This is a genomic window from Agromyces sp. ISL-38 (assembly GCF_018613935.1).
Classification (GTDB): domain Bacteria; phylum Actinomycetota; class Actinomycetes; order Actinomycetales; family Microbacteriaceae; genus Agromyces.
Genome location: NZ_JAGGPF010000004.1, coordinates 19102 through 36009 on the forward strand (window position 1 = coordinate 19102; position 16908 = coordinate 36009).

Below are 16908 nucleotides of genomic sequence, written 5' to 3' on the forward strand. Positions count from 1 at the left end.
TGCGGATGCGGATGCTGATGCTGCTGCTGATGCTGATGCTGATGCGGATGCGGATGCGGATGCGGATGCGGATGCGGATGCGGACGTGGACGTCGATGCGGACGTGGATGCTGACGTGGACGTGGACGTGGATGCGGACGTGGATGCTGACGTGGACGTGGACGCCGACGTTGCTGCGGACGCTGACGCCGGCGGGCCGTCCGTCACCCCGGTCAGGCATCGCACGCTTCCCGCGACCGGTGGCCCCGGTACCCTGTGGGTGGCACCCGTGGGCGCGGTACTTCTGTTGGCTGGAACTGCCATGCTCGTGGTGCGACAGCGTCGCGCTGAGAGCTGAGATCCGTAAGGGCGTATGGCCTTACCGCGTGGAGCGGTGGGGCCATGCGCGTTCCCGCCGCACGGTGGGATAGACAGACAAGGACGTCCATGGTCAGGAGCGGTCGTGGCCGAGTCGTGGCCACTGTTGTGTCGTTCCTGGTCGTGGTCGCCTACGTCTTCGTCACCCTGCTGTTCGTCTCACCGCCGAACCCGGTCAAGACCGCGTTCGCGGGTGTGACACAAGGGGCGAGTCCGTACTTCGCGCAGAAGTGGAACGTGTTCGCGCCCAACATTGCCAAGTCGAATCCCCAGCTCCGAATTCAAGCCCAATGGCGAGATGACGAGGGCCGGCTCGTGAAGAGCGAGTGGAGGAACGTCACTGCGGTGGAATTCGCCGCGGTCCCGGGCAATGCCCTGCCCTCCCGCATCCAAAAGCTGTCATGGAACGCGCTCGGGTCATACCTCACCCGGTTCCGCGAGCTCACGACCGAACAGCGGGCTGTGGTGCAGGACACGTTCATCGAGCGGGTTGATGACGGATACCGCGGCATTCCGCCACAACAACTCATCGACCGGTTGGTGGCGATCGGCGAGAATCGTGGCGACGTGATCGACCTTCTGCGCTACGACTTCATGATCAAGGAATACACGACCTATTTCGCCACGGCGGTGTTCGACAAGAAGATCGAGAGGATTCGCTGGGAGGTCTACCGTGAGCGACCGAACGACTTCGATCTGCGTTTCCAGAATGCAGCACAGTATGAGCCGTCCATCACTCGGTTCGGCTGGCGCCAAGCTGACGATCGGATCCGCGCCGATGCGCTCGCCACCTTCGACGACGTCGTTGCGCGCTACGGAGACGGATCGTGAAGCACGTAGTGCAGACACGTCGCCCATTGCGGTCCTCCCTCGCGATGCGCCTGGTCGAGTGGACGACCGGCGCTGAACGAGCGACGTACAGCCTGTCGGCGCTGAGGATCCTGTTCGGGATCGCGATCGTGTGGTTCCTCCTTGCCAGCGCACCGGATCGTCACTATCTGTGGGGAGCAGGGTCGACGTGGGTGGATCCTGCCGTCGATCGACGTGGCTATCCCGAGATCTTCCGAACGGTGTTTCCCAAGGGGGACCCCTTCGTCTTCGACCTCAACTACGGCATCTTGATCGCACTGGCGCTGCTGTTCCTTGCAGGGTTCGGGACGCGGATCGTGACGCCGTTCCTGCTCGTGTTCTGGGTGGGGCTCTCGACCAACAGCGTCTTTCTCACCAATGGCGGCGACGTCGTCATGCGAATCACGCTCTTGTTTTGCGTCTTCGCGAACCTTTCCCGGCATTGGTCTCTCGATGCTTGGTGGTGTCGGCATCGTGGAGTCGCGTCGATCTACCCGAGCGTCATCACGCGACGCATCCCGAGTTGGGTGAGCGCCGCGGCACACAACACGGCGGTGGTGCTGTGTGGGTACCAGGTTCTGTTGATCTATGTGAACTCCGGAATCTTCAAGCTCATGGGTGAGGAATGGCTCGAAGGCAGCGCGCTGTACTACGCATTCAATCTCGATGTCTTCCGAGTCTTCCCCGCCCTGAGCGATATCGCGTGGCAGGTGACCCCGCTGGTCCTCTTGGGCTCCTGGATCTCCATCTGGGCGCAGTTGCTGTTTCCGGTGCTGCTGGTTTGGAAGCCAACTCGATATGCGGCTCTCATCATCATCATGGGAATGCATCTGGGCATCGGTCTGTTTCTCGGATTGTGGCCGTTCTCCATCGCGATGATCGCACTTGATCTGGTCTTCGTGCGGGACGCCTCGTGGGAGCGCGCCTTCGCCTGGGCAGGCAACGCACAGCGCGCAGCGCGCTTGACCTTCGCATCGAGGCGCCAGCAACCGGCGGTCAGCCGAACCGAGGAATCTCAAGCGTAGGCGGGCGATCGAATTGCACACGCCGCAGTGGCGGGTGGGCCCGCGTGGCGGCATCCGCAATCCCGACCGCAGATGGCGGGTTCAAGCCCCGTTACTCAGCGTCGACGACAAGTTGCATGATCGCCCGATCCTGCTTCGGGCGGGCGACCTCGGTGAACCCGGCATTCTCGAACATCGACACGGTGCCCGGGAAGAGCTCGTTGGCCGGTGCCTTGGCACGCACGCTGGGATCGACGGCGTAGCCCTCGACGATGCGCGCGCCGTTCGCGGCCGCGAACTCGACCGCCGCGACGGCGAGCGCCTGCCCGACGCCGCGCTTGCGGTGTGCGCGCGGCACGACGAAGCACGACACCGACCAGATCGAGTCGTCGCTGAAATCGGGGTTCGGCGTGCCGCCCGCGACGATGCGGGTGCGCGGGAGGCGCACGAGGTTCGAGCGGGGTTCGACCGCGCACCAGCCCACCGGGGTCTCGCCGTCGTAGGCGAGGAGGCCCGGACCGGCGCCGGCCTCATGCAGTTGCGCCTCGAGCCGCCCGCGAAGCTGACCGTCGCCGACCGAGCGCCAATCGCTGCCGGGGATCTTGTACCACTGGCACCAGCAGTGCGCAGGGTCGCCCTTGGTGCCGAAGACGGCTTCGACATCGGCGAACGGCGCCTCGTTTGCGGGAATGATGCGGAAGCCGGCGGTCGTCGCGGTGTCGGTTGCCACGTGTTGCATGATGACCACGGTAGCTGCGGCATCCGACATCCGTCGACCCGGTCGCGTGACTGTCGGTTCCTCACATATGAGCAGAATGGCGGCGCTCAGCGGATGCCTCGGGCGTAGCGTGTGGTCATGGCCGCACCGACGCGCTCGGCGGTGAGCGTGACACTCCCCGACGCCGGAACCGCCGTCGTCACCGCGCTCAGAGCGATCGGCGAACGGCTCGACGCGCTCGAACCCGCCGCGATCGCCGACGAGCCCGACGCAGTGCACCAACTGCGAACGCAAGTTCGCCGCCTTCGCAGTGTGGTCGCCGCCTACGCGCCGCTGTTCGATGCGTCGGCCGCCCGGGCACTGCGCCGCACGTACGGGCAGTTCGGGAAGGAACTCGGCACCGTCCGCGACATCGAGGTGCGAGCGCAGGTCGCCGAGCGGGAGTTGCGCGAGGCATCCGCGGCATCGGATGCATCACTCGATGCGGCCGGCTTCGCGGCCGACGCGATCGAGGCCGTGCGGGCACGGCTCATCGAATCCGAGCTCGCGGCTCATCGGCTCGCGCACACCCGATTCGCGGCACGACAGCGGATGCCGCGTGCGGCAGCGCGTCGCGTGGAGGTTGCCGTGTTCCTCGCGGCGCCGCCGCTCACCCCGCTCGCCGCCGAGCCTGCCACCGGCGTGCTCGGCGACCTCGTCGAACGGGAGGCTCGCCGCGCACTGCGCCGTGCCGCCCATCTCACCCCATCAGCAGACCAGGAGCGGTTGCACGCCGTCAGGAAGGCCGGCCGGCGCCTGCGGTACGCCGCCGAGGCGGTGACCGAGGAGCCGGTCGTGCTGTTCGACGAGCGAGTGCGCTCGCTCGCCACTGCTGGCGAACAGCTTCATGACCTGCTCGGCGACCATCGCGACGAGGTGTTGTTCGCCGAGCACGTGCGCCGTTCGGCGGCGCACGCCGCGCACGACGGGGAGTCCATCGTTGCGTTCGATCGACTCGCGGAGGCAGCCGAACGGCGGGCCGCTGATCGGCTCGGAAGGCTCGACGACGTGGTACGAGACCTGCGCCGGGCCGAAGGGGAGTGGGCGGCGCGTTGATGATCTCCGGGGCAAAAACCTTGGCTCGAAACCGCGTTCGCCCCGATACTGGTGCGATGTCTTTCGCGCCGATCCCCGCACCTGTCCGTCAACGGGCCCTCGACTGGCACGGCGACCGGGGCGGGGACTGGGTCGCCGCCCTCCCCGGCACGGTCACCGGCCTAGCTGCGGCCTGGGACCTGCACCCCGCCGGAGCCCCCTTCGCCGGCGGCACGACCGCCTATGTGCTGCCGCTCGACCGGGCCGATGGCACCCCGGCCGTTCTCAAGATCGATCTGAGGGACTCGGATAACCGAGCCGAGCCGACCGCCCTGCGCGCGTACGACGGCGACGGTGCGGTGCGCCTCCTCGAATACGACCCCGACTCCGGCGCGATGCTCCTCGAACGCGCCCGACCCGGGACGGCACTGCTCGACCACGAATTCCCCGGCGTGAGCGAACGACACGCCGTACGGGAGCGGTTCGCGATCGCCTGCGATCTCTTCCGCAGACTCTGGCGCGCCCCGGTCCCCGCCGCCGACTACCCCGAACCCCCAAGCGCTGACGATCTCCTCAAGGGCTGGGCCGAACACTTCGACACGGCCGCAGGGCAATCGCCTGACGTTGCGAAGGAACTCGCGCTCGGCGTGGAGCTGTGCGACGCGCTAGCCGATGCCGACGAGATCGGGATCGCCAACCGCGACAACCACTTGAGCAATGTCGTCACGGCCGTGCGCGAGCCCTGGCTGCTGATCGACCCCAAACCGGTGCTGGCCGAACGCGCCTTCGACGGCGGATACTTCCTGTTCAAACAACAGTTCCACTGCCCGCTTGGCGGCACCGAGCTGCTGCACGCCGTGGCCGACGGGCTCGGCGCTGACCTCGAACGTGTCCGGGCCTGGGCCATGCTGACGACGGTGGCGCAGATCGCCGACGCCGGAAGCGCCGCTGATCGCGAGGCGTACACCAGCGTGCTCCGCGCCATCGAGCGGGCGTGAGTCGCCCGGTTCCAGCCTGAAGGGGCCGCCCGATCACGACCGCGGCTCGCAGATGACGAGCGGGATCTCCCGGGTCGTGCGGTGTTGGTAGACCGCGTACCCGCTGTAGGCGGCGACGACCTTGGGCCACAGCTCGGCGCGCTCCTCGGCGTCGGCAGTCTTCGCGAGCATCGGCCGCTTCGACCCGTGCACCGTGAGTTCGACGAGCGGGTCGGCCACGAGGTTGCGATACCACTCGGGATGGCGATCGTCGCCGCCCTTCGACGCCACGAGCACGACCCTTTCGCCGTCGACGAGCGGGGTGGAGAGGACGACGGCGCGGGGCCGGCCGCTGCGCCTGCCGGTTGTTCTGAGCTCCACGACGGGCATGCCGACGATCCCGGCACCGACATGCCAGCGGCTCAGCCGCAGGAGCAGGCGGTGGGCGCGAGATACGGAACGGAACCAGAAATCGGCGAACCTCCCACGACGAGTCATCCGGAATCTCCTGATCACGCGGCGGACTCGTCGCGAGCTTCGGCATCGGCCGCGATCCTCGCGATCCTCGTGAGCGCCGCCTCCTCCGACGTCGAGCGGTCGCCGAGCATCGTGCGCACAGATCGGAGCACCGCGCCGGTGGCAGCGACCGCGGGGAACGGCGCCGCCGAGAGCCCGAGCAGTCGTCGTTGGTCGGTCGAGAGCGAGTTCACCGCGCCCGCGAACATGATGCGATAGGCCGGGAGCATGCCCCGGGCCAACGGCGGGTTGCGGATGAAGCGCACCGTCTGGTCGACGCGTTCGTCGCGCTTCAGCACGCCGGCGTCGGCGAATGCGCCGAGGCGTGCACGGAGGTCGGCGGCGGTGCGCGGGGCATCCGTGACGCCGATGAGCTCGCCGGCGATCGACCACTCACGCACGTACGCGTCGGCACCGCCCGGGATCGGTCCCTCCCAGAGTTCGTGGCAGGTGAGGAACGCGTCGGTGAAGGCCAGGTGCACCCATTCGATGAGTTCGGGATCGCTCGCGCGATAGGGGCGACGAATGCCTCGCGCATCCGTGTACTCGCCCTGCACGCGCCGGTGCAGGCCTCGCACGCGCGCCGACGCACGCTCGGCGGTGGCGCGATCGCCGAACGTCACGGTGACGAGCCAGCGGATCGTGCCCGTGAGCCTGCCGAGGGGATCCTCTTCGTAGCGCGACCAGTCGTGGATGCCCGCGAGGGCGCCCGGATGCATCGCCTGCACGAGCAGGGCACGGATGCCTGCCACCATCGTGGCCATGCCGCCGTGCACCGCCCATGCAGCCGAGCCCGGGCCGAAGTAGCCGGCGTCGTCGCCCTGCTCGAGCTCGTCCACCCATGGTGGGCGCCCGTCGTCGGTGCCCGAGAGGGTCTGCAGCAGGTGCGATCGCCATCGATCCCGAACCGAGCTCATGGCCGGAGTAGACCACATCTGGCTGAATGCCGCGTGGAAGCGGCGGCGCAGAGGCGGCCAGCTCACCGGCGCGCGGATCTGGGTCGACGACCCGCGGGCGTTCATGGACGAGGTGCGAAAGCACCTCTGACGACAGCGCGCCGGTCGCCACGACTCCTCAGAGTCGGCGACCGGCGCGGCTGCCGCGGTGGCTACGGCCGGATAGGCCCGTTGTCGGCTGTGCTCGGCGCGACAGTCTTCTCGTCGGTGGCGACGTCGACGGCGTCGGCGTCGGCGTCGGCCGCTTCGGCTTCTGCGGTCTCGACCTTCGCGGGCTGCGCGACCTCGACGGCCGCGGGCTCGTCGATGTCGTCGGTGTCGTCGGTGTCGTGCAGGTCCTGCACGTCATCGATCGCCACCGCGTTCGCGGCCACGACGACCGCCGCACGATTGCGCGCGTGCGTTGCGAGCGCGATGAAAACGCCGAGGATACCGGCGGTCAGCAACAACCCGCCGATCGTGCTCTGGGTCTGCAGGTTGAGGTACTGCAGGTAGTCGTCGCCCTGCTCGTTGTAGAAGTCGGCCTGGGCGGCGTTTCCGCTCTGCAGCAGCCAGTACCCGAGCCCGGCGACCGCGACGGCGGCGACCCACAGCACGAGGAGCGGGATGTTCAGGGCGGGGCGTCGCGTGGTGGCGTTCGACAAAAGGTTCCTCCAGGAGATCGGTCCGGCGCGTACTGCGCGGATCGGTTGGCGTACGGCCGACATCGGCCTCGGCGAGCCTATGGCCGAAAGCTATGGATCGGGTTGGTGTTTCCGATGCGTCCGCCGCACGAGCCGTCTCATCAGATTCCCGGTAGATGCCGGATGTTCGACCGCGCCATCTTCATGGCCTCGGCCGCGCCTCCATGCAGCACGGTCTTCGACATCGCGAGGGCGAAGCCCTTCACCTGCTCGCCCGTGATCGCCGGCGGCAACGAGAGGGCGCGAGGGTCGGTGACGATGTCGACGAGAGCGGGGCCGTCGTGCGCGAAGGCGGCGGCGACGGCATCCGCCAGTCTCTTCGGATCCTCGACCCGTTCGGCGTGGAAGCCCATCGCCCTCGCGATGCCGCCGTAGTCAACGGCCGGCACGTCGACGCCGAACGACGGGAAGCCGTCGACGAGCATCTCGAGCTTCACCATTCCCAGCGTCGAGTTGTTGAACACGAACACCTTGACGGGCAGCTCGTACATCACCGCCGTGATGAGTTCGCCGAGCAGCATCGAGAGCCCGCCGTCGCCGGCGATCGCGATCACTTGGCGGCCGGGGTAGGCGACCTGCGCGCCGAGCGCATGGGGGAGTGCGTTCGCCATCGTGCCGTGCAGGAACGACCCGATGATGCGGCGATCGGCCGTGGGCGTGATGTAGCGCGCCTGCCACACCGTTCCCATGCCGGTGTCGGCGGTGAAGATCGCGTCCTCGGCGGCCGCTTCATCGATGAGGGTGATGGCGAACTCGGGATGGATCGGCGTCACGGTCGCGACATCCGTGTAGGTGTCAGTGACGGTCTCGAGGAGCTTCTCGTGCTTCTGCAGCGTGCGGTCGAGGAAGGTGCGGCTCGTCTTCGGCGTCACGAGCGCAGTGAGGCGAGCGAGCGTGGCGCGCACGTCGCCGTGCACGGGATGCGCGACGCTCGCGCGGCGGCCGAGGTGCGTGGCATCCGCGTCGATCTGGGCGATCACGACCTTGTCGGCATCGGGCAGGAACTGTTCGTAGGGGAAGTCGGTGCCGATGAGGAGCAGCAGGTCGGCGTCGTGGATGCCCGCGTGCGCGGCGCCATAGCCGATGAGGCCGGTCATGCCGACGTCGAACGGGTTGTCGTACTGGATCCACTGCTTGCCGCGCAGCGAGTGCCCGATCGGTGCTTTCACGAGTTCGGCGAATGCGATGACGTCGTCGTGAGCGCCCTCGACCCCGGCTCCGGCGAAGATCGCCACGGTGTCCGCATCGTCGATCGCCGTGGCGAGAGCGCGGACGTCGGCTTCGTCGGGCACGAGCGTCGCCGGCCCGGTCGTGACCAGAGCCGGGAAGGAAGCGGATGCCTCGAGCTCGCCGACATCGCCGGGGAGCACGATCACCGCCACGCCGGACCCGGTGAGCGCGTGCCGGAGCGCTGAGTTCACCACCCTGGGCGACTGTGCCGCCGTGGCGATCTGCTCGCAGTAGTTGGAGCACTCGACGAACAGCCGCTCGGGGTGCGTCTCCTGGAAGTAGCCCGACCCGATCTCAGTGCTCTGGATATGGGCAGCGATCGCGAGTACCGGCGCTCCCGAACGGTGTGCGTCGTACAGGCCGTTGATGAGGTGCAGGTTGCCGGGTCCGGCGGTGCCTGCGCAGACCGCGAGCCTGCCCGTGAGCTGCGCGTCGGCGGCAGCCATGAACGCGGCGGATTCCTCGTGCCGCACGTGGATCCAGTCGATGCCGCCCTCCTTCGACCCGCCACTGCGCCGAACCGCATCGACGATCGGATTCAGCGAGTCCCCGACGATGCCGTAGATGCGACGAACCCCGGCATCGATGAGCTGGGCCACGAGCTGGTCGGCGATCGTGTGCGCCACGTTGTTCCCCTCCGTGCGGTGCGTTTGCTCCAGTCTTGCTCTTCGATTGTTCATGGTCGAGGGGCTACGGGTGCATGAGCGCTGCCACGGATGCCGCTATGATGGTCAAGTTGTCTTCCGAGAAATCGGATGGCATCGGGCTGTGGCGCAGCTTGGTAGCGCACTTGACTGGGGGTCAAGGGGTCGCAGGTTCAAATCCTGTCAGCCCGACTGGAGAAATAGCAGGCCAGAGGCCGTTTCCGAGTATTTCGGAAGCGGCCTCTGACTCGTTTACACGGCCTGTACGCCAACGCGTACGCCAACGAGCCTTATGACGGGCTTGGTGTAGTTGACCGTCTTGCCTTTCATGGGGCCGTTCTTGGCGACGAACGAGACCTCCTCGAGGATGAGGGTGGCCTTTGGTCGGGCCGTCGATGGCGGCGAGGCGGTCGAGCGTGCCCTCGCGGACGAGGTCCTGAGCCATCGACCACGCGCCGGTCTTGAACCGGAAGATGCCGAGGTCGGGCTCCTCCGCGAGGCGGAACGTGATGTTGATGTCCGGGACGGGGCCGATGCCGTCCTTGCCGCGCTGCTTGCGCTCTTGGAACGAGAGTTCGGCGTCCGGGTCCGGGGTGCCGTCGTCCTTGGTGAACCCGTCCGAGGTGTAGATGGGCTTGCCCGAGCGGCCCCAGAGGACCATGCGCTGGCGGATGGAGTCGGCGCCCGAGAGGATGACCTCGACCGAGGACGAGGCGGTGAAGACCTCGAGGTTGTCCTCGCCCTTTGCGGGCCACTCGGCGGGCGCGTCGCCGCCGAGGAGGTCGTGGACCTTGTCGGCGACCTCGGGGTCCCGGTCGTGATGCGCCACTCGGTGAGGGTCGCGGGGCGGTCGTCGATGACGTGGCCGCTACGGAAGCGTCGGTCTAGCGAGTCCAGTCGGGCTCGGGGTTGCGCATGGCTGTGAACTCGGCTTCCGTCGCCCGGTTGAGATGCACGGAGTCTCGGACGCGTAATGGCATCGGGACCAAATGCTCGCCCGGTCGGTGGTTGTTGTCGAGGAGTATCCGGACCGCGAGTGCTCCCATGTCTTCGAATGGTGCGGCCGCGGTGGTGAGCATGGGGTGGAGGTAGACGGCGATGTCGTCGTCGTCGAAGGACACTACCGAGACGTCGCGACCGGGCGTGAGGTGCACCTCCGACAGTGCTCGATAGGCACCGAACGCGAGTCGGTCGTTCATGCAGATCAGCGCGTGCGGTTGGACGCCCGCCAACAGTAGATCTCGCACGGCCTCGTATCCGCTTCGGACCGACCAAGGCTGGCAGGGAATTTGCGCGACGGGGCGCACACCGTGGGCGCTGAGCGAATCCCAGATCCCGGCGAGTCGGCGGCGTACAGCGATACTGAGCCACTCGTCATCCGGCTGATCCATCGACCGCCCGACGATCACAACCCCGTCGGTGTGTCCGGACTCGAGTAGGAGATCGACGATGTCTTTGGCGCCGGCGAACTCATCGGCCAGAACATTATCGGCCACGTCGTCAGAGACGGCATTGAGCATGACCACCGGAGTGCTGCCGACGCGCGCGGGAACTCGGAGTGTTTGGGGGCGCGTGGCGGCATAGATGATCCCGTCGACCTGACGGTCCGTCAGGGCATCGACTGCCTCGTCCACCGCATGCGATTCACCCTCCGTCTCGGCGATGAACAGCACGTGGTTGTGACGCTTCGCCTCCTGCAGGGCGCCGCGGATGAGTCCGCTCGCCAGTCGGTCGGTGGTCACCTGCTCGGAGATGAATCCGATGACATGCGACTTCTGAGTGCTCAGCGCACGCGCCGTCAGATTCGGTCGATAGCCGAGTTCCTGCGCGGCTGCCCGGACTCGGGATGCGACGTCGTCAGAGATCCGAGTGCCCTGGCGATTGTTCAGAACGAGCGACACGGCGGTAGTCGACACACCAGCGAGGCGCGCCACATCCGCCATGGTCACTCGTCGTTGGGTCATCCGCGCGCTCCATCTGTACCTGGACTCCAGCGTACTGCCATTTGCTAAACCGCTTGACAACTGATGCTAAATCGCATAACTTCCTAGGTCAAGCGGTTTAGCAGCCGATCGTTCAATGGAGAGGGAAGCAGTGCGCAGTGTCGAGATCCACTCGGACGAAGCCGTGAGCGAGGCGCGTCGGTCATGCTGACGGTGGAAGCGACGTGGGTCTGGGACTTCTGGCTCGCTGATGACGGTGACCGCTTTCATGCCTTCTTCCTGCATGCGCCGACGTCGCTGGGCTCCGAGGAACGTCGGCATCGCGCAGCCCGGATAGGCCACGCCGTCTCTTTGGATCTGACCGAGTGGGATGTTCTGCCCGAGCGACCGATCGACGTGGGTTCTCGCGGCGACTTCGATGAGACGGCCACCTGGACGGGAAGCATCGTCCGCGGCGACGACGGGCTGTGGCGGATGTTCTACACCGGATCTCGCTTCCTCGAGCCCGAGCCGGCTGTCGCCAACATCGAGGCCATCGGCGTCGCAGTATCGGCCGACCTGCACACGTGGGTCAAACGACCCGGGCCGGTGACCAGCGCCGATGGGCGGTGGTACGAGACCTGGGGAACGTCGACCTGGAAGGAAGAGGCCTGGCGGGACCCGTGGGTGTTCCGGGACCCGTCCGGAGCGGGGTGGCACATGCTCGTCACCGCCCGGGCCAATCACGGCGCCGTCGATGATCGCGGTGTTCTCGGCCACGCGTTCTCCGCCGACCTCGAAACGTGGGAGGTGCGTCCTCCGCTGACGCAGCCCGGCTCCGGTTTCGCGCATCTCGAGGTCCCGCAAGTCGCAGAGATCGACGGTCGATGGGTGCTCCTGTTCTCCTGCATCGGGAGTGCGATGACCGCCGACTACACCGCCGCCTTTCCGGATGCCGGCACGTGGGTGGTCACGATCGACGATCCGACCCGGCCGATCGACCTGAGCTATGCCCGCCCCCTCACGGCCGAGTCCCGCTATTCGGGCCGCGTGGTGCAGGAGCGGGACGGCAGCTGGGAGTTCCTCGCATTCCAGAACACCAGCGCGGGCAGCCCCTTCGTCGGCGGTATCGCCGATCCCGTCGCTTTCACGCTGGACGCCGACGGTCAGCCAGTACTCGCAGATTCCGGTGGTCACTCGCAGCCGCAACTCCAGACATCCCGGACGCCGCAGGTGCGCACCGGTGAGCAGCGTCACGCACAACCTGCACCACACGTATCCAAAGACGGATACAAGAGAGAAGGAGAATCATGACAACCACACGCACAGCGCGTCGCGGCGCGCTGCTCGCGGTCGCGATCATCGCCACCGTGGCCACCGCAACCGCATGTTCTGCGGGTGGAGGCGGCTCCAGCGCTGGGGACGGCTCCGGAGAGATCGAGGTCTGGGCCCACCAAGGGCAGGACAGCGAGAACGCCGCCCTGCAGGCAGCGGTCGATGGCTTCAACGCGTCACAGGAGGACATCACCGCGAAGCTGCGGCTGATCTCCGGCGACACCTACACCACGACGATCACCAGCACTCCGAAAGACCAGCTTCCGGACGTGCTCGAGATCGACGGACCCACACTGGCCAGCTTCGTCTACAACGACAAGATCACCGCGATCAGCGACTACGTCTCATCGGCGACGATCGACAACGCCACACCGGGCTCGATCGCGGAGGGCACATCCAACGACGAGCTCTACGCGCTGGCGATGTTCGACTCCGCCATGGGACTGTACGGGAACAAGGCTCTGCTGGATGCCGCGGGCGTCACCTACCCGACGTCGTTCGACACCGCCTGGACGCCGGACGAGTTCGCCGCGGCCCTCGAGACCTTGTCAGCGGCGAACGCCTCCGGCAAGGCACTGGACCTGAACGAATCCGGACTGTCCGGCGAGTGGGGCACGTACGGTTTCGCGCCGCTCGTGCAGTCGGCCGGCGGCAACCTGATGCTCGACGGAACCTCCGCCGGGGTGCTCGACTCGGATGCGAGCGTGGAGGCACTGACCGCGTTCGCCTCCTGGAAGGAGTACACCGACCCCAACGCCGACGGCAACGCGTTCGTCGAGGGTCGCGTCGCCGTCGCGTGGGGCGGGCACTGGAACTACCCGACCTTCTCAGAGGCTTTGGGCGACGACCTGGTCGCGATGCCCCTGCCGAACATGGGCGAGGGCGCCAAGGCGGGCGCCGGTTCCTGGACGTGGGGAATCGGATCCGGCACCGAGAACGGCAAGGCCGCCGGTGCCTTCCTGGACTACCTCCTGAACGACGAGAACGTGACCGCAATGACGCAGGCCAATGGCGCGCCGCCGGCGACGACGTCCGCGTTCGAGGCTGACGCGCTCTATCAGGACGGCGGCGGCTTGGCTCTGTGGGGCGAGCAGCTCGCCAGCGCGTGCGCATCCGACGCGATCACGGCGGACTGCATCGCGGTCTACCGCCCGATCACGGCCGGCTATCCGACGATCACCTCGAAGTTCTCGGGCGCGCTCGCAGCGATCTGGGGCGGTGCCGCTGCGCAGGAGTCTCTGACCGATGCCGTCACCGCGATCGACCAGAACTTCGCCGACAACGACGGATTCAAGTAAACCCGTGGGGGCGTGGGTGCTCCAGCGGCGCCCACGCCACCCGCCCCCGAACGCACCTCTCGAAAGGATCTCGTCGTGGTTTCTCCCGTATCAACGCCGATGCGCCCGCTCGACCTCGATGTCGTCGCACGCAAACCCCGCCGCCGGTGGCGAGACACACGTGACGGCGTGCTCATGTCTCTGCCCGCTCTGCTCGGTCTCATCGCCTTCGTGGCGGTCCCCTTCATCGCCGCCATCGTCCTGTCGCTCTACAACGTGCAGGTGGACCAGCCCAGGCCCCCGAAATTCTGGGGTCTCACCCACTACATCCGGCTGTTCACCGACCCCGTCGTGTCGGGTACCTTCATCCGATCGCTGGTGAACAACTTCGTCTTCGCGGTCGTCGTCATCCCGGTGCAGACCGGCCTCGCGCTGATGCTCGCGGTGCTGCTGAACCGCAAGCTCCGCGGCGTGAAGTTCTTCCGCACGTTCTTCTTCATGCCTGTGGTGTTTCCCATGGCGCTGGTCGCGGTGATCTGGCGACTCATCCTCGATCGCAGCCCCGACGGCCTGCTCAACTCGTCGGTGTCCTTCCTCACCGGCGGGCTCATGCCGGCGCAGGACTGGCTGGGAGCTTCGGCCACCGCCCTCGGCTCGGTCATCCTGCTGTCGATTTGGCAGGGCGTCGGGTTCCAGATGGTGATCCTCCTGGCCGCGCTGCAGGAGATTCCGGAGGAGCGGTACGAGGCCGCGCGTCTGGACCGGGCGAACGGATGGCAGCAGTTCGTGAACATCACTGTTCCCGGCATCCGGAACACGCTCATCTTCGTCGTGCTGCTCACGACGATCCTCGCGTTCCGCGTCTACGACCAGGTCTTCATTCTGATCCGCACCGCGGGCGCCAACGAGGAAGCCACGCAGACGCTCCTCTATACCGCGACGCAGGCGATCTACAGCGAGAACAACCTCGGGCGAGCGTCCGCGATCTCGGTGGTGCTGTTCCTGATCATCGTCGTCATCACCCTGATCCAACGTCGGATCCTGCGTCAGAGGAGCGAGGGATGAGCACCGCAAATACGCGCCGCACCGGCGCCGCAGTTCGCGAATACTCCATCATGGTCGTCGCCGCCGTCATCATGTTCGCCCCGATCTATTACCTGCTCATCGGCAGCCTGAAGCCGTCGGCACAGGTCCTCGATGGCTTCGCGGGGTTCCTGCCGGTCAACCTGTCGTTCGACAACTACGTCGGCGTGTTCGCCGCACTGAGCTCGGATGCCACGGGGTACTTCTGGCAGTTCATGATCAATTCCTTCGCCATCTCGACGGTCATCGTGGTGGCCGGGCTGATCGTGAACTCGATGGCCGGCTATGCATTCGCTCGACTGGAGTGGGTCGGTCGCGACAAGGTGTTCATCCTGATCGTGCTGCTGGTCATCGTCCCGTTCGAGTCGGTGGCGATCCCGCTGATGGCGCTCATGCAAGGGCAGCGCGACACGCTGCTGGTGCAGATGATCCCCTTCGTCGCGAACGCGTTCTCGGTGTTCCTCTTCTATACGTTCTTCCTGAACTTGCCAAAGAGCATGGAAGAAGCCGCTCGCTTGGATGGGCTCGGGTCGTGGGGGACGTTCGTGCGGATCGTGGTGCCCAACTCCAAGCCGGTGTTCGCCACCGTCGCGATCCTCACCTTCCTCAGCTCGTGGGGCCAGTTCCTATGGCCGTCGCTGGTCACCTCCGATCCGTCGGTCCGGCCGTTGCCGCTCGAGATGGGTGTGTTCTCCGCGCAGGTTCCGCCGGACTGGGGGCAGGTATTCGCCTTCGGGACGCTGCTCGTGCTGCCGGTACTGTTGGTGTTCCTGATCTTCCAGCGCTACTTCGTGCAGTCCGTCGCCGGTTCTGCCGTCAAGGGCTGAGCACGGGGGAGCTCCCTCGGGGCCTGCATCTGCACCGGGCGGGCACGCGACTCACTTCACCGCCAGACCGATTGACCGGCTGAACAGATTGGTCTCGAGTGATTCACCGCGGCGTGCTCGGCGAGGGACTTTGATTCGGCTGTAAGTCTCGAAGTGGCCAGCCCCAGGCCGGCCACTTCGAGACTTACAGGACGGTTCAAACCGAATGTCAGGGCACATGGCTGGTCGTAGAGGAAGGGCCTGCGAGCAGCTCGAGGAGAACTCGTCCAACGGAGTCGGTGTGTTGGTCGCCTTCCCATCGCTTTCCCATCTCAATCATCCGTGAGTGACCGGAACTGACCGGGTAGAATCGGATGCAGCGAACCGCCCGGTTCCCTGTAAATACAGGGGAATCCGCGAGTTCCGGAGACGTCCGGTGAGGACCGTAAACGTGCGGATTCCTCCAAGGGGTCGCAGGTTCAAATCCTGTCAGCCCGACGAAGAAAGTCCCGGCAAATCGCGAGATTTGCCGGGACTTTTGGCGTCTCGCGCCGGCGTCTGTCTCGTGGTGAGGCACCAAGATCGGGGCCAACCGGTGTCAGCCGAAATGTTCGGGATCACGCTGCAGCGAGCTGTCGTTCCGCGCGATTCCGGGGGAGTAGGGACGGAACTGAAGGCTGCGGCGTCCTACTCATGCGATCTTGATCCGCTCCTCGAAAACTCGGTTGCCGTAGCCGCGCCCGCACGTGCGCGGCACGGCTGGCTATGCCTGCGTCTCCTTGGCCTCACGCGCGCCACGGCGTGAGCCGTGGCCACCACCCCGGAACGTTGCGCCGGTAGTCGAGGTACTGCTCGCCGTAAGTGTCGGTGAGGGTCGGCTCCTCGTAGCCCTTCACGAACGCGACGACTGCGGCGAGGGCGATCACGGCGTAGAGCACGAGCCACCAGCTGCCGAACAGGAGCGCCTGGCCGAGGATGATCGTGAGTACCGCGAGATACATCGGATTGCGCACGAAGCGGTAGACCCCCGTCACGACCAGCGTCTCGGTCGGAGCGACCGGAGCGGGCGTTCCACCATGCAGGGCGAACAGCGCGAAGGCGTGCAGGAGGAACGCCGCCCCGACAGCGATCGCGATCCAGGCGATCGGGACGACGACCCAGGCCGCGCCGCCCCAGTCGTACCACCGCCAGCCGGAGATGAGCCATGGGATGAAGCCGGCGACGACGCCGGGCGCGAGGAGGAGGAAGACGATCGTCCCGATCCACGCCCGTGCGGGCGAGGCTGCCTTGGCCATGCGCGTCAGGCTAGCCCGATTCCTCCGACCGCGCGAGGAGGCGTAAACACCCCGGGCACGGCGCATATGGATTCAGCAACTCCACCGATGGCTGCCTTGACGGCGGCGACCCGGGCGTCGAGGGGTAGTCCTCGCCACCGACCAGCGATTTGTCCCGGTCCTCGTCGTTTGGGCCAGGCACA

At 66.6% G+C, this 16908-nt stretch carries 18 protein-coding genes and 1 tRNA gene; 10 read left to right on the forward strand and 9 right to left on the reverse strand.

The genetic code is table 11. The annotated features are described in order from the left end of the window. Positions 1 to 220 (reverse strand): hypothetical protein (locus J7E25_RS04485; protein WP_214868366.1); only part of this gene is annotated, 220 nt, incomplete at its 3' end. Between the two features lie 161 nt (positions 221 to 381). On the opposite strand from J7E25_RS04485, the gene J7E25_RS04490 reads away from it, so the two are divergent. Together J7E25_RS04490 and J7E25_RS04495 are read left to right on the forward strand one after the other, a co-directional pair. Then, complete coding sequence (locus tag J7E25_RS04490; RefSeq protein ID WP_214868368.1) at positions 382 to 1188, forward strand: DUF5819 family protein; 807 nt, start codon at positions 382 to 384, stop codon at positions 1186 to 1188. Then, positions 1185 to 2231 (forward strand): HTTM domain-containing protein, encoded by a 1047-nt coding sequence (locus J7E25_RS04495; RefSeq protein ID WP_214868370.1) that lies wholly within the window; start codon positions 1185 to 1187, stop codon positions 2229 to 2231. The genes J7E25_RS04490 and J7E25_RS04495 overlap by 4 nt, the downstream gene beginning before the upstream one ends. Positions 2232 to 2322: 91 nt before the next feature. Here J7E25_RS04495 and J7E25_RS04500 read toward each other — a convergent pair whose 3' ends face one another. Further along, positions 2323 to 2949, reverse strand: a complete 627-nt coding sequence (locus J7E25_RS04500) for a GNAT family N-acetyltransferase (RefSeq protein WP_214868372.1) — start codon at positions 2947 to 2949, stop codon at positions 2323 to 2325. Positions 2950 to 3066: 117 nt separating this feature from the next. Here J7E25_RS04500 and J7E25_RS04505 point away from each other — a divergent pair, with 117 nt between their 5' ends. Both J7E25_RS04505 and J7E25_RS04510 read left to right on the forward strand, forming a co-directional pair. Next, positions 3067 to 4023 carry a CHAD domain-containing protein gene (locus J7E25_RS04505; protein ID WP_214868374.1) on the forward strand — a complete coding sequence of 319 codons (957 nt, stop codon included), beginning with the start codon at positions 3067 to 3069 and terminating at the stop codon, positions 4021 to 4023. A gap of 56 nt (positions 4024 to 4079) precedes the next feature. Next, complete coding sequence (locus J7E25_RS04510; protein ID WP_214868376.1) at positions 4080 to 5000, forward strand: aminoglycoside phosphotransferase family protein; 921 nt, start codon at positions 4080 to 4082, stop codon at positions 4998 to 5000. Between the two features lie 33 nt (positions 5001 to 5033). Here J7E25_RS04510 and J7E25_RS04515 read toward each other — a convergent pair whose 3' ends face one another. Beyond that, positions 5034 to 5477, reverse strand: coding sequence for a nitroreductase/quinone reductase family protein (locus tag J7E25_RS04515; protein ID WP_214868378.1), 444 nt, complete (start codon positions 5475 to 5477; stop codon positions 5034 to 5036). Between the two features lie 14 nt (positions 5478 to 5491). Then, positions 5492 to 6412: an oxygenase MpaB family protein gene (locus J7E25_RS04520; RefSeq protein WP_214868380.1), complete on the reverse strand. Its 921-nt coding sequence runs from the start codon at positions 6410 to 6412 to the stop codon at positions 5492 to 5494. Here J7E25_RS04520 and J7E25_RS18145 point away from each other — a divergent pair. After that, a complete protein-coding gene (locus tag J7E25_RS18145; RefSeq protein WP_285289798.1) occupies positions 6411 to 6542 on the forward strand; it encodes a hypothetical protein in 132 nt (43 codons plus the stop codon). The two genes, J7E25_RS04520 and J7E25_RS18145, sit on opposite strands and share 2 nt — an antisense overlap. Before the next feature lie 61 nt (positions 6543 to 6603). Here J7E25_RS18145 and J7E25_RS04525 read toward each other — a convergent pair whose 3' ends face one another. Continuing rightward, positions 6604 to 7095, reverse strand: a complete 492-nt coding sequence (locus J7E25_RS04525) for a hypothetical protein (RefSeq protein WP_214868382.1) — start codon at positions 7093 to 7095, stop codon at positions 6604 to 6606. 140 nt (positions 7096 to 7235) lie between these two features. Then, positions 7236 to 8990, reverse strand: coding sequence for a pyruvate dehydrogenase (locus tag J7E25_RS04530; protein WP_214868384.1), 1755 nt, complete (start codon positions 8988 to 8990; stop codon positions 7236 to 7238). A 136-nt stretch (positions 8991 to 9126) separates the two neighbouring features. Here J7E25_RS04530 and J7E25_RS04535 point away from each other — a divergent pair. Continuing rightward, positions 9127 to 9200: transfer RNA gene (locus J7E25_RS04535), tRNA-Pro, on the forward strand. Here J7E25_RS04535 and J7E25_RS04540 read toward each other — a convergent pair. Together J7E25_RS04540 and J7E25_RS04545 are read right to left on the reverse strand one after the other, a co-directional pair. After that, positions 9166 to 9837, reverse strand: coding sequence for a hypothetical protein (locus J7E25_RS04540; RefSeq protein WP_214868386.1), 672 nt, complete (start codon positions 9835 to 9837; stop codon positions 9166 to 9168). The genes J7E25_RS04535 and J7E25_RS04540 overlap by 35 nt on opposite strands. Before the next feature lie 55 nt (positions 9838 to 9892). Next, positions 9893 to 10972, reverse strand: coding sequence for a LacI family DNA-binding transcriptional regulator (locus J7E25_RS04545; protein ID WP_214868388.1), 1080 nt, complete (start codon positions 10970 to 10972; stop codon positions 9893 to 9895). A gap of 183 nt (positions 10973 to 11155) precedes the next feature. On the opposite strand from J7E25_RS04545, the gene J7E25_RS04550 reads away from it, so the two are divergent. From J7E25_RS04550 to J7E25_RS04565, 4 genes are all read left to right on the forward strand, one after another. Then, positions 11156 to 12244 (forward strand): glycoside hydrolase family 68 protein, encoded by a 1089-nt coding sequence (locus tag J7E25_RS04550; protein WP_214868390.1) that lies wholly within the window; start codon positions 11156 to 11158, stop codon positions 12242 to 12244. After that, positions 12241 to 13563 (forward strand): extracellular solute-binding protein, encoded by a 1323-nt coding sequence (locus J7E25_RS04555; RefSeq protein ID WP_215009492.1) that lies wholly within the window; start codon positions 12241 to 12243, stop codon positions 13561 to 13563. Before J7E25_RS04550 ends, J7E25_RS04555 begins: the two co-directional genes overlap by 4 nt. Positions 13564 to 13638: 75 nt before the next feature. Beyond that, entirely contained in the window at positions 13639 to 14607 is a 969-nt protein-coding gene (locus tag J7E25_RS04560; protein ID WP_308164365.1) for a sugar ABC transporter permease, read from the forward strand. A gap of 50 nt (positions 14608 to 14657) precedes the next feature. Beyond that, positions 14658 to 15452 (forward strand): carbohydrate ABC transporter permease, encoded by a 795-nt coding sequence (locus tag J7E25_RS04565; RefSeq protein ID WP_251038806.1) that lies wholly within the window; start codon positions 14658 to 14660, stop codon positions 15450 to 15452. Positions 15453 to 16216: 764 nt separating this feature from the next. Here J7E25_RS04565 and J7E25_RS04570 read toward each other — a convergent pair. Continuing rightward, on the reverse strand, positions 16217 to 16726 hold the full coding sequence (locus tag J7E25_RS04570) for an isoprenylcysteine carboxylmethyltransferase family protein (RefSeq protein ID WP_214868394.1): 510 nt from the start codon (positions 16724 to 16726) through the stop codon (positions 16217 to 16219). Between the last annotated feature and the right edge of the window lie 182 nt (positions 16727 to 16908).

Bases quoted from the DNA above. Each gene is read 5' to 3' on its own strand.
- J7E25_RS04555 (WP_215009492.1), top strand. From the start codon at position 12,241: ATGACAACCACACGCACAGCGCGTCGCGGCGCGCTGCTCGCGGTCGCG.
- J7E25_RS18145 (WP_285289798.1), top strand. From the start codon at position 6,411: ATGGCCGGAGTAGACCACATCTGGCTGAATGCCGCGTGGAAGCGGCGG.
- J7E25_RS04510 (WP_214868376.1), top strand. From the start codon at position 4,080: ATGTCTTTCGCGCCGATCCCCGCACCTGTCCGTCAACGGGCCCTCGAC.
- J7E25_RS04565 (WP_251038806.1), top strand. From the start codon at position 14,658: ATGGTCGTCGCCGCCGTCATCATGTTCGCCCCGATCTATTACCTGCTC.
- J7E25_RS04490 (WP_214868368.1), top strand. From the start codon at position 382: ATGCGCGTTCCCGCCGCACGGTGGGATAGACAGACAAGGACGTCCATG.
- J7E25_RS04550 (WP_214868390.1), top strand. From the start codon at position 11,156: ATGCTGACGGTGGAAGCGACGTGGGTCTGGGACTTCTGGCTCGCTGAT.
- J7E25_RS04570 (WP_214868394.1), bottom strand. From the start codon at position 16,726: ATGGCCAAGGCAGCCTCGCCCGCACGGGCGTGGATCGGGACGATCGTC.
- J7E25_RS04500 (WP_214868372.1), bottom strand. From the start codon at position 2,949: ATGCAACACGTGGCAACCGACACCGCGACGACCGCCGGCTTCCGCATC.
- J7E25_RS04515 (WP_214868378.1), bottom strand. From the start codon at position 5,477: ATGACTCGTCGTGGGAGGTTCGCCGATTTCTGGTTCCGTTCCGTATCT.
- J7E25_RS04520 (WP_214868380.1), bottom strand. From the start codon at position 6,412: ATGAGCTCGGTTCGGGATCGATGGCGATCGCACCTGCTGCAGACCCTC.
- J7E25_RS04505 (WP_214868374.1), top strand. From the start codon at position 3,067: ATGGCCGCACCGACGCGCTCGGCGGTGAGCGTGACACTCCCCGACGCC.
- J7E25_RS04545 (WP_214868388.1), bottom strand. From the start codon at position 10,972: ATGACCCAACGACGAGTGACCATGGCGGATGTGGCGCGCCTCGCTGGT.